The 11,153-nt window shown below is 70.8% G+C and carries 8 protein-coding genes; 5 read left to right on the top strand and 3 right to left on the bottom strand.

Annotation, left to right across the window (positions count from 1 at the left end):
- Positions 1-165 precede the first annotated feature (165 nt).
- The gene (locus AC1VNM_RS06850; RefSeq protein WP_377155172.1) at positions 166-372 is read left to right on the top strand and encodes a hypothetical protein; all 207 of its coding nucleotides are present in this window, start codon (positions 166-168) and stop codon (positions 370-372) included.
- Between the two features lie 31 nt (positions 373-403).
- Here AC1VNM_RS06850 and AC1VNM_RS06845 read toward each other — a convergent pair whose 3' ends face one another.
- Positions 404-1,513, bottom strand: coding sequence for an S-(hydroxymethyl)glutathione dehydrogenase/class III alcohol dehydrogenase (locus tag AC1VNM_RS06845; RefSeq protein WP_483106325.1), 1,110 nt, complete (start codon positions 1,511-1,513; stop codon positions 404-406).
- 191 nt (positions 1,514-1,704) lie between these two features.
- The gene (locus tag AC1VNM_RS06840) at positions 1,705-2,673 is read right to left on the bottom strand and encodes a c-type cytochrome (protein ID WP_483106324.1); all 969 of its coding nucleotides are present in this window, start codon (positions 2,671-2,673) and stop codon (positions 1,705-1,707) included.
- Between the two features lie 239 nt (positions 2,674-2,912).
- Here AC1VNM_RS06840 and AC1VNM_RS06835 point away from each other — a divergent pair, with 239 nt between their 5' ends.
- The 3 genes from AC1VNM_RS06835 to AC1VNM_RS06825 are packed head-to-tail and all read left to right on the top strand — an operon-like array spanning position 2,913 to position 6,915.
- A complete protein-coding gene (locus AC1VNM_RS06835) occupies positions 2,913-3,290 on the top strand; it encodes a c-type cytochrome (RefSeq protein WP_377155175.1) in 378 nt (125 codons plus the stop codon).
- Between the two features lie 11 nt (positions 3,291-3,301).
- Positions 3,302-4,306, top strand: coding sequence for a cytochrome c oxidase subunit II (gene coxB / locus AC1VNM_RS06830; RefSeq protein WP_483106323.1), 1,005 nt, complete (start codon positions 3,302-3,304; stop codon positions 4,304-4,306).
- Entirely contained in the window at positions 4,303-6,915 is a 2,613-nt protein-coding gene (locus AC1VNM_RS06825; protein ID WP_483106322.1) for a cbb3-type cytochrome c oxidase subunit I, read from the top strand. The genes coxB and AC1VNM_RS06825 overlap by 4 nt, the downstream gene beginning before the upstream one ends.
- Before the next feature lie 111 nt (positions 6,916-7,026).
- Here the strand turns inward: AC1VNM_RS06825 and AC1VNM_RS06820 are convergent, their stop codons facing one another.
- Positions 7,027-8,472 (bottom strand): NAD-dependent succinate-semialdehyde dehydrogenase, encoded by a 1,446-nt coding sequence (locus AC1VNM_RS06820; protein ID WP_483106321.1) that lies wholly within the window; start codon positions 8,470-8,472, stop codon positions 7,027-7,029.
- Positions 8,473-8,638: 166 nt separating this feature from the next.
- On the opposite strand from AC1VNM_RS06820, the gene AC1VNM_RS06815 reads away from it, so the two are divergent.
- Entirely contained in the window at positions 8,639-11,140 is a 2,502-nt protein-coding gene (locus AC1VNM_RS06815) for a mechanosensitive ion channel domain-containing protein (protein ID WP_483106320.1), read from the top strand.
- Positions 11,141-11,153 lie beyond the last annotated feature (13 nt).

Here is an 11,153-nt window from a genome sequence, read left to right as displayed (position 1 = left end):
GGTGTCTCGCGGCCGCGGGTCCCCTCCGGCCGGGCGATCCTTCGCCCGTGCAGTCCGTGAAGCCCAAATCACGGTTGGTCGCGCGACGAGGGCGGCGGGCGGCCGTCGACGTTATGGTGTCGGCCAGCCGTATCGATCGATCACGGCGTCAACAAGGAGTGCGTCATGGGCTTCGTCGGCCTGCTGTTCTGGTTGGTCCTGTTCGTGCTGTGCTGGCCGCTGGCCCTGCTGGCGCTGGTGCTGTGGCCCGTCGCCTGGCTGCTGACGCTGCCGTTCCGCCTGATCGGACTGAGCGTCGAGGCGGTCTTCGCGCTGCTCAAGGCCATCCTGTTCCTGCCGGCGCGAGTGCTGGGCTGGCGCGAGTCTCGCTGACCGCTCTCAGGCCGGAAGTCGCCCGCCTGCTTCAGTAGTGCACGACCGAGCGGATCGACTTGCCTTCGTGCATGAGGTCGAAGGCCTCGTTGATGCCGGCGAGCGGCATCGTGTGGGTCACGAACGGGGCGAGCTGGATGTCGCCGCGCATCGCCTCCTCGACCATGCCCGGCAGTTGCGAGCGCCCCTTGACGCCGCCGAAGGCGCTGCCCTTCCAGGTGCGGCCCGTGACCAGCTGGAACGGCCGCGTCGAGATCTCCTGACCCGCGCCCGCCACGCCGATCACGATCGACTGGCCCCAGCCGCGATGCGCGCACTCGAGCGCCGCGCGCATCACGTGGACGTTGCCGATGCATTCGAACGAGTGGTCGACGCCCCAGCCGGTCATCTCGACGATCACCTGCTGGATCGGCTTCTCGTGGTCCTTCGGGTTCACGAAGTCGGTGGCGCCGAAGACCTTGGCGAGCTCGAACTTCGACGGGTTGGTATCGATCGCGATGATGCGGCCGGCCTGTGCCAGCTTGGCGCCCTGGATCACCGCCAGCCCGATGCCGCCGAGGCCGAACACGGCCACCGAGTCGCCCGGCTGCACCTTGGCGGTGTTCTTCACCGCGCCCAGGCCGGTGGTCACGCCGCAGCCCAGCAGGCAGACCTGCTCGGGATTGGCGTCCGGGCTGATCTTGGCGAGCGACACCTCGGCCACCACGGTGTACTCGCTGAAGGTCGAGCAGCCCATGTAGTGGTAGATCGGCTGGCCCTGGTAGGAGAAGCGCGTCGTGCCGTCCGGCATCACGCCCTTGCCCTGCGTCGCGCGCACGGCCACGCACAGGTTGGTCTTGCCGGACTTGCAGAACAGGCACTCGCCGCACTCGGCGGTGTAGAGCGGGATCACGTGGTCGCCGGGCTTGACGCTGGTGACGCCCTCGCCCACCTCGACGACGATGCCCGCGCCCTCATGGCCCAGCACCGCCGGGAACAGGCCTTCCGGATCGTCGCCGCTGAGCGTGAACGCGTCCGTGTGGCACACGCCGGTGTGGGTGATCTTCACCAGCACCTCGCCTTTGCGGGGCGGCTCGACATCGATCTCGACGATCTGCAGCGGCTGGCCAGCCTGGAATGCGACGGCGGCACGGGATTTCATGGGAAGGCCTTTCGGAAGAGACGGGGCAGCGGGGGAAGCGCCAGGGATGGCAGGGGCGCCAGGGACGCAACGAGGACGCGCCCCGGAGGGCGCGCTGATGCGGTCGAGTCTATCCCGCCCGGTCGCTCATCGCGGGTCCGATCCGGCATCGGCGTTCGCTTCCTGCATCGGCTCCGGGAGCGCTCCGGCGGTCAATGCGCGAGCAGGTAGCGCGCCATCAGCCGCGCCTGCGTCTCGCTGATGCCCAGCGTCGGCATCGCGGTGTGCGCGTCGATCGCCTGCGGATCGCGGATCCAGGCGGCCAGGCCGTCCTCGGTCGGGAACGCCTTGCCGCCGATGCGGTCGCGTCCCGCGAGGCCGCTCAGGCGCGGACCGTTGGAGGTGTCCGGCCCGACCACGCCAGGGATCGTGTGGCAGGCGGTGCAGCCATGCTGGCGGAAGGCGCGCTGGGCGAGCTCCACGCTCGGCAGCGGCGGCACCAGCGGCGCCGGGGCGTCGACGACGCCGTCGCAGCGCGGCATCGCGTTCCGCGCTCCAGCCGGTCCCGCCGTCACCGGTGACGGTCGCTGCGAGGTCGGCGATGTCGGCGACGTCAGTGATGTCGTCGATCTTGCCGATGTGCTCGGCACCGGGCCCGCCGTGGCGCCTCCCGACGGCAACGCGGTCAACGCCCGGTACTGGTCCGGCGTCATCAGCGGCAACGCGTCGAGGAAGGCGACGACGGCCCAGAGCTCGCCCTCCTCCAGCCGGTACTCCCAGGCGGGCATGCCGCTCATCTTGATGCCGTTGCGGGTGATCCAGTAGAGGTCCTGCGGCCGCCAGTGGCGGGTGGCCTCCACGAGGGAACTCGGCACCGGCTGCATGCCCAGCGCGAACGCCTCCGGCGCCACGCCCGGCGCGCCGTGGCAGGCGACGCAGCGGTCGCGGAAGCAGGCGGCGCCCTGCATCACGCGCTCCCGGGTGAGCAGGTCCCGCGGCGGCGGATGCGCGTCCGCGCGGTGCTGGACCGCGCGCTGCAGCGCGATTTCCAGCAAGGAATGCACCGGCTGCAGGTGCGGCCCGGTCGCCGACACGTCGTAGACGCCGAACCAGACGAAGGCGGCCGCGCCCGCCGCCCCGAGCACGCCGGCCGCGACGCCGGCGGCCAGGACGGCTTTCACAGGGGAGACGCCCGGAGGGACGCCCGGGGGGACGCGACGCGGCGGATCGATCATGGCCGCAGCGAGGCAAGCGCGGTGCCGGACCTGCGATGCGGGACCTGCGATGCGGGACCTGCGATGCGGGACCTGCGATGCCGGACAGGTGGGCTCGATGCCGGGGCAGGCACTTCGTGTGCCGGGGAGCGCGCATGACGCGTCCCCGCCCTCCCGTTCGCCCTCGCTCCTCCGGCTCAGCCACCGTGCCCGCGGCCGTCCTGGGACTGGCCGCCGCGCTGGTCCTCCTGCTGAGCGGCTGCGGCCCCGCCCCGGACGAGCCGCTGCGGCGGTGGCAGGTCGACGCCGCCGACCTGGAACGTGGTCGGCAACTGATGTCGCAGTTCCAGTGCGGCAGCTGCCACGCCGTCCCGGGCGTGCCGGGGGGCGGTCAACGGGCGCCGGCGCTGGAGCGCTTCGGCCGGCGCGCCTACATCGCCGGCCAGTTGCCCAATTCCCCGGAGGTGCTCCAGCGCTGGTTGCTGGACCCGCCGGGCCTGCTGCCCGGCACGACGATGCCGCGACTCGGCCTGTCCGAGCGCGACGCGCGCGACATCGCCGGCTACCTGCTGTCGCTGCGATGAGCGCGGGCGGCATGCTCCGGCCCGCCGGCCCGCAGGCGCAGGCGCTGGCCGAGGTCATGACCACGACGCTGATCGTCTGCGCCTTCGCCTTCGTGTTCGCGATGGCCTGCCTGGCCGCGGCGCTGTGGTGGAAGGGCCGCCGGCCCGTGTCGACGGCGCTGTGGCTCTGGGGCGGCGGCCTGGTGCTGCCGGTCCTGGTGTTCGGCGGCCTGCTGCTCCACGGCGAGCGGCGCGCCTTCGGCCTGGACGACCCGTCACCGCCGGGCGCGCTGCGCGTGGCCGTCACCGGACACCTGTGGTGGTGGGCGATGCGGTACGACGCGGAGCCCGACGCGCCCGCCTTCGCGACGGCCAACGAGTTGCGCGTGCCGGTCGGCCGTCCGGTGACCCTGACGCTGGCCTCGGAGGACGTGATCCACAGCTATTGGGTGCCGGCGCTGGGCGGCAAGGTCGACATGGTGCCGGGACGACTCAACCGGCTGACGTTCACCGCGTCGCAGCCGGGCGTGTTCCGCGGACCGTGTTCGGAGTACTGCGGCACCCAGCACGCGGCGATGGTGCTGCAGGTCGTCGCGATGCCGCCGGAAGAGTTCGCGCGATGGCGGCGCGCGCAGGCCGGCGCCGCGCCGGAGCCGGTCTCGCGACAGGCGCTGCGAGGCGCCGCGCTCTTCCGCGAGAACGGCTGCGCCGCCTGTCATGCGGTGCGGGGCACCCACACGGCCGGCGACGTGCGTCAGGGTCTGCAGGCGGCACCGCCACTCGGTCCGGACCTGACCCATGTGGCGAGTCGGCTGTGGCTGGGGGCCGGCGCGCTGCGCAATCGCGATCCGCTCGGTGATCCGCGCACGGCGTTGCGACAGTGGATCAGCGACGTCCAGGCAGTGAAGCCGGGCGCGCGCATGCCGTCCTATCGGCACCTGCGCACGGACGAAATCGACGCGATGGTGGAGTTCCTCGCCGGACCACCCGTCGCAGGCGGCGGAACGGAGCGGCCGCTGGTCGCGTCCACGCCATGAGCGACGCCGGCAGCATGGACGGCGTGGGCGGTGCAGCCGGCGTGAGCGGCGCGGCCGACGTGCGCGCCACCAGCGCCACGCGCGACATGAACGAGGTGCCGTCGCCCGGCGCCCGCCGGCCGGAGAATCGCCTGCCGAGGCCGGAGGGCGAGCTCGAGCGCTTGCGCGCCGCCTGGGAGCCGCCGAAGGGCTGGGGCGTGATCGGCAGCGTCAACAACGTCTTCATCGGCAAGCTCTACATCGCGACGGCGTTCGTGTTCCTGCTGCTGGGCGGTGTCCTGGCGCTGCTGATGCGAGCGCAACTGGCGACGCCGGGGCAGACGCTGTTCAGCGCGCCGGTCTTCCAGCAGCTGTTCACGATGCACGGCACGGTGATGATGTTCCTCTTCGCCGTGCCGATGGTCGAGGCGATCGCCGTTTTCCTGCTGCCCAACATGCTGGGTGCGCGCGACCTGCCCTTCCCGCGCCTGTCGGCCTATTCGTACTGGATGTACGCCATCGGTGGGCTGGCCTTCTACGCCACGCTGTTCTGGCAACTGGCGCCCGATTCGGGCTGGTTCATGTATCCGCCGTTGAGCGGCGCGACGTACTCGCCGGGCTTGAACGCGGACTTCTGGCTGCTGGGCATCGGTTTCATCGAGATCAGCGCGATCGCGGGCGCGATCGAGCTGATCACCGGCATCCTGATGACGCGGGCGCCGGGCATGACGCTGGGCCGGATGCCGGTCTACGCGTGGTCGATGCTGGTGGTGGGGCTGATGATCGTGCTGGCCTTCCCCGCCGTGATCGCCGGCACGGCGCTGCTGGAGATCGAACGCGCCTTCGACTGGCCGATCTTCGACGCCACGCGGGGCGGCGATCCGCTGCTGTGGCAGCACCTGTTCTGGTTCTTCGGGCATCCGGAGGTCTACATCATCTTCCTGCCAGCGGCGGGGCTGGTCTCGACGATGGTGCCGGCGCTGGCGCGGACCACGCTGATCGGCCGCCACGCGGTCAGCGCAGCGCTGGTCGCCATCGGCGCGGCGAGCTTTTTGCTGTGGCTGCATCACATGTTCACCGCGGGCCTCGGCGGACTGGGGTTGAGCCTGGTCTCGATCTTCAGCGTGGCCATCGCGATCCCCGGAGCGCTGCAGATCTTCGCGTGGATAGGCACGCTCTGGCGCGGCCGGCTGCAATGGACCACGGCGACCTGGTTCCTCATCGGTTTCCTCGTCACCTTCGTCGTGGGCGGCCTGACGGGCGTGATGCTGGCGCTGCTGCCGATCGACTGGCAGGTGCACGACACCTACTTCGTCGTCGCGCATTTTCATTACGTGCTGATCGGCGGCATGGTGCTGCCGATGTTCGCGGCGCTCTACCACTGGATTCCGCTGTGGAAGGGGCGCGCAATGTCGGAGCGCGCGGGCCGCTGGGTCTTCGGTCTGATCTTCGGCGGTTTCCACCTGACCTTCTTCCCGATGCACATCGCCGGCATGCTGGGCATGCCGCGGCGGGTCCACACCTACCCGTCGGGGCTGGGACTCGAACTGCCGAACCTGCTCTCGTCCGTCGGCGCCTTCATCATCGCCGCGGGCGTGCTGCTCTTCGTCATCGACCTCGTGCGCAGCCAGCTGGGGCCGGAGCAGGAGCACGACGACCCATGGCGCTCCTCGACGCTGGAGTGGCTGCCCAGCGAGGCTTACGGCACGCGCAGCATTCCGCACGTCGAGCACCACGAGCCGCTGTGGCACCGGCCCGCGCTGCATGAGGAGGTCGAGGCCGGCGCGCACTGGTTGCCCGGCACGATCACCGGCGACCGCGAGACGCTGTTGACCAGTCCTGCCCAGGCGCATCCGCTGCGCATCGTGACGCTGGCGGGGGACAGCCTGTGGCCGCTGCTGGCGGCGATCGGGACGGCGGCCTTCTTCCTGCTGATGACGGTGAAACACGTGAGCGGCACCGTGGCGGGCGGCGTCCTGGCGATCGTCGCGATCTGGGCGTGGTTGTGGCAGACGGACCGCGCGCCGCCCTTCGAGGAAGCCGAGGCGGCGGATGGCGTGATCCTGCCGATGGGGGTGACGGGGCGTCAGGCGCCGTCGTTCTGGGCTGTGGTGATCCTGATCGTGGTGGAGGCGACGATCTTTGCGTCGATGGCTTTCGCGCATCTGCATGCGGCGATGAAGCTGGACGTGTGCCCGCCGCCGGGAGTCGGGTTGGCGAGCCCCGCGACCTTGTTCCAGCAGACGCTGGGCTACGCGCTGAGTCTGGTGGTCGTCGTGTGGGCGGGGCTCGGCGCCAGGCGCGCGCCGGTCTCGAGGTGGCGTGCCGTACTTCTTGCACCGGCCTTCGGCCTGGCGGTGCTGGCGTTCTACAGCGGCCTGAGGACGGCCTGGCCGGCGGAACGACCGCCGACGCTGGATGCGTGGACGGGCACGCTTGCCGCGCTGCACAGCCTGCAAGGCCTGCAGATCGCTGTCGCCTCAATGCTGGCGCTGTACTACGCCGCGCGACTTGCGAGTGGCCTGATCCGTCCCCGACAGCACGCCACGCGCGAAGCGGTGGTGTTGCTGTGGGGTTGGATCTGCGTGCAGGGCGTGATCACGGTATGGTGGCCTCGTCTCGTCGCATGAAGACGAGGGCAGCGAGCGCTTGTGGGGCCGGAATGGGGCTTGGGGTCCCTGGAGGGGCGCCCCATGCCCCGTGTAGAGCCCGCGCAAGGCTTACCGGAGTGGGCTCGCCGATCAAACCCCGAGCAGCGACACCGCCTTGGTATTGAGGTAGGCCTCCAGCGCCTCCGGCCCACCTTCCGAGCCGTAGCCCGAGTCCTTCACGCCGCCGAAGGGCATTTCCGCGGACGGCGTGGCGGGCTGGTTGACCCACAGCATCCCGACCTCCATGCGTTGCGCGAGCAGATGGGCGTTCTTGATGGACTTCGTGAACGCATACCCGGCGAGTCCGAACGGCAGCCGATTGGCTTCCGCGATGGCTTCCTCGAGCGTATCGAACCCGCGGATGGCTGCGATCGGCCCGAAGGGTTCGTCGTTGAACACGGACGCGTCGAGCGGGACATCGGCCAGGACGGTGGGCGCGAAGAAGTTGCCGGCGCTGCCGACGCGCTCCCCGCCGGTGGCGATCTTGGCGCCGCGTTCGCGGGCTTCCGCGACGATCTTGGACATGGCGACGACGCGTCGCTCATTGGCGAGCGGTCCCAGCGTGGTGCCTTCGGCGAGCCCGTCGCCGAGCTTGAGTCCTTGGGCGTGCTTCGCCAACGCCGCGGTGAACTCGTCCTTGAGGCTGTTATGGACGAGGAAGCGCGTCGGCGAAATGCAGACCTGCCCGGCGTTGCGGAACTTCGCTGCGCCGGCGGCCTTGACGGCGAGGGCGACGTCCGCGTCTTCCGCGACGATCACGGGCGCGTGCCCGCCGAGTTCCATGGTGACGCGCTTCATGTGCGCGCCGGCCAGCGCGGCGAGCTGCTTGCCGACGGGGGTGGAGCCGGTGAAGGTGACCTTGCGAATGACCGGATGGGGGATCAGGTAGCTGGAGATTTCATGCGGGTCGCCGAAGACGAGGCCGACGGTTCCGGGCGGCACGCCCGCGTCGACGAAGGTCTGCAGCAGCGCTGCGGGCGATGCGGGGGTTTCCTCCGGCGCCTTCACCAGGAAGGAGCAGCCGGTGGCCAGCGCCGCGCCGAGCTTGCGCACGATCTGGTTGACGGGGAAGTTCCAGGGCGTGAACGCGGCGATGGGCCCGACGGGTTCCTTCAGCACGAGCTGCTGCGCCGCCAGGTTGCGCGAGGGCACGATGCGGCCGTAGACGCGGCGGCCTTCGTCGGCGAACCACTCGATGATGTCGGCGCCGGCGAGGACTTCCACCTTCGCTTCGCCGACGGGCTTGCCCTGCTCCTGCGTCAGCAGCTTGGCGATCTCGGGTGCGCGCTCGCGCAGCAGCGCGGCGGCGCGTCGCATCGTCGCGGCGCGCTCGTGCGCGGACACGTTGCGCCAGGCCTCGAAGCCCTTCTGCGCCGCTTCGAGCGCGCGGTCCAGGTCCGACTTGCTCGCATGCGCGACCTTGCCGATCACGGCGCCGGTCGCAGGGTTGCGCACGTCGATGGTCTTGCCGCCGGCGGCGTCGACCCATTCGTTGGCGATCAGCAGGCGGGTATCGGGATAGGAAGCAGTGGTCATGGCGGGTCCTCGTGAACGTTGAGGGTGACTCTACCCGCTGGCCGCGCTCGCCGGCGCCGCGGGGGCGCTAACCCGACGGATCGCTGGCCCATTGGACGCAGAGCGCCCGGGACGACGGGCAGGCAGGCGGATTGCCCTCCTGGCGCACCTCCACTCACGACTCACGATGCGACGGATCAAGGACCTGACCGCGAGAGCCTCGCGGATGCTCGCCACATGGCTGCTGTGCGCCGCCGTGGCGGCGATCCCGGCGTTCGCCTTGGCGCAAGACCCGGCGCCCGAGCCGACCGACCCCGCGAAGCTGCTCGACCTGGCCCGGACGGAACTCAAGGCGGCCCAGCCCAAGCCGGGCAAGGAACTGACGACCGAGGACCTGAACGCCATCAAGGACAAGGTCGAACGGGTGAAGTCGCGCATCGACCAGGCGCGCTCCGCGCTTCAGCCGAAGTTGGACGATGCCAAGAACCGGCTCGCGCAACTCGGCACGGCCCAGGCGGACGTGAAGGAAACCCCCGAGGTGGCGCAGTTGCGCGCGCAACTGGGACGCGAAGTCGCCACGATCGACGGTCAGGTGAAGGTCGCCAACGACCTCGGCGGACAGGCCGACAGCACACTGCGCAACGCCAACGCGGCCCAGCGGCTGCAGCTGAGCGCCCGTCTGGGCGAGCGCGTGCCGTCCTTGCTCCAGTCGGGCTTCTGGCGGGCGCTGGGCGCTGATCGCGCGGCCGACGTGGAACGCGCCCGCGTGTTCGGGATCGAGTTCGGGGCCTTGTGGTCCTCGGTGCCGGCCTCGGCCTGGGCGACCTTCGTCGCCGCGGTGGCGGCGTGGCTGGTCCTGTGCCTCGGCGCCCGGCGATTGACCGCGCGCCTGTGCGCGACGCGCATCCCGCCCGGTCGCCTGCGCCGGTCGCTGTTCGCGATCAGCGAGGTGATCCTGCGCACGCTGCGGCCGGGGTTGATCGCCCACGGCCTGGTGCTGACCTTGACCGCCAGCCTCGTCGACGGCGCACCGGACGGTCCGGACTCGCTCGCCCAGTGGCTGGACACGGCGGAAATGATCGTCTGGTTCGGCGGCTTCATCGCCGGTCTCGGGGCGGCGCTGCTGATGGCGCGCAAGCCGTCGTGGCGGCTGCTGCCGGTGCCCGACATCGCCGCGTCGCGCCTGGCCTGGCTGCCGCGCACGCTCGCGGGCGCCGTCGTGCTGGGCTGGCTCTCGTCCCGCACCGCGGCGACGCTGGACCTGAGCGCGTCGGGCAACGGCGCCGTGCAGACGCTCGCGTCGCTGACCTTCATCATGGTGCTCGGAGCGGCCATCGCGCAGCTTCGCCGGCATGCCGGCGTCGCGGAGGACAACGCCGCCGTCGCCGATGCCGGTACTGGCAACCATCCAGAACTGACGATCCGTCCGTTGTGGCTGTCGGTGCTGCGCGCCGCCGCGTGGCTGACGCTGGTGGGCGCGACGCTCGCGCTGCTCACCGGCTTCGTGTCGCTGGCGATGTTCGTGCTGAACCAGGTGGTGTGGGGCTTGATCGTGATCGGCGGCGCCTACCTGCTGACGGTGCTGGTCGACGACCTCTTCATGACCCTGCTGGCGCCCTCGCCCTCGCCCTCGTCGGCGGCGACGTCGGGTGATGGCAGGAACGATGGCAGGAACGATGGCAAGGGCGACAACAAGGGCGGCCCGAACGCAAGACCTGGCACCTCCTCCTCCGCCGCCGCCGCCGACGGTCCCGCGCCGCCGCGCACGCGCGAGCAGACCGCCCTGCTGCTGTCCGCCGTCTGCCGCGTGTCGATCGCCTTCTTCGCGCTCCTGCTGCTGCTCGCGCCGTATGGCGAAGGGCCGATGGACCTGGTGCGCCGCTCCGGCAGCCTGCAGGACGGCCTCACCATCGGCACGCTGCAGCTCAACCCGATCAAGCTGCTGCAGGCGCTGGCCGTGCTGTTCGCGGGCCTGGGCGCGGTGCGGCTGCTCAAGGCCTGGCTGACCAACAGCTACATGCCGACCACGCGGATGGACATCGGCATGCGCTCGTCCACGACGACGCTGTTCGGATACATCGGCACCGTCGTCGCCATCGCCGCGGCATTGCGAGCGTCCGGATTCAGTATGCAGAGCGTGGCCTGGGTCGCCAGCGCGCTGTCGGTGGGCATCGGTTTCGGCCTGCAGTCGATCGTGCAGAACTTCGTCTCCGGCCTGATCCTGCTGGCCGAGCGGCCGGTGAAGGTCGGCGACTGGGTGTCGCTGTCGGGCGTGGAGGGCGACATCCGCCGCATCAGCGTGCGGGCCACCGAGATCCAGATGGGCGACCGCTCGACGGTGATCGTGCCGAATTCCGAGTTCATCACCAAGATCGTCCGCAACGTCACCTACGGCGAGTCGCTGGGCATGGTGCAGTTCAAGCTGCCGATGCCGCTGGCCACCGACACCGACCGCGTGAAGGCGCTGGTGCTGGCCGCGTTCCAGGCGCACGGCGGCGTGCTGTCCGCACCGGCGCCGAACGTGCAGCTCGACGGCGTGGACGGGACGAACCTGGTGCTCAACGCGTCGGGTTTCGTGAACTCGCCGCGCGCGGCCTACGGCATCAAGAGCGAGCTGCTCTTCGACGTGCTGTCGCGCCTGCGCGCCGAGGGGTTGCTGCCCGGGCAGACCGCGCCGCCGCCGGCGTGAGCGCCTGAGGGCC

The sequence above is a fragment of the Mitsuaria sp. MSU3D genome (assembly GCF_056867975.1).
The sequence above is the reverse complement of the archived record's forward strand: the minus strand, read 5'-3'. Positions and strand labels throughout refer to the sequence as shown.

Excerpts from the sequence above, each read along its gene's own strand:
- AC1VNM_RS06820 (WP_483106321.1), bottom strand. The coding sequence starts at position 8,472 with ATGACCACTGCTTCCTATCCCGATACCCGCCTGCTGATCGCCAACGAA.
- AC1VNM_RS06850 (WP_377155172.1), top strand. The coding sequence starts at position 166 with ATGGGCTTCGTCGGCCTGCTGTTCTGGTTGGTCCTGTTCGTGCTGTGC.
- AC1VNM_RS06815 (WP_483106320.1), top strand. The coding sequence starts at position 8,639 with ATGCGACGGATCAAGGACCTGACCGCGAGAGCCTCGCGGATGCTCGCC.
- coxB (WP_483106323.1), top strand. The coding sequence starts at position 3,302 with ATGCTCCGGCCCGCCGGCCCGCAGGCGCAGGCGCTGGCCGAGGTCATG.
- AC1VNM_RS06825 (WP_483106322.1), top strand. The coding sequence starts at position 4,303 with ATGAGCGACGCCGGCAGCATGGACGGCGTGGGCGGTGCAGCCGGCGTG.
- AC1VNM_RS06845 (WP_483106325.1), bottom strand. The coding sequence starts at position 1,513 with ATGAAATCCCGTGCCGCCGTCGCATTCCAGGCTGGCCAGCCGCTGCAG.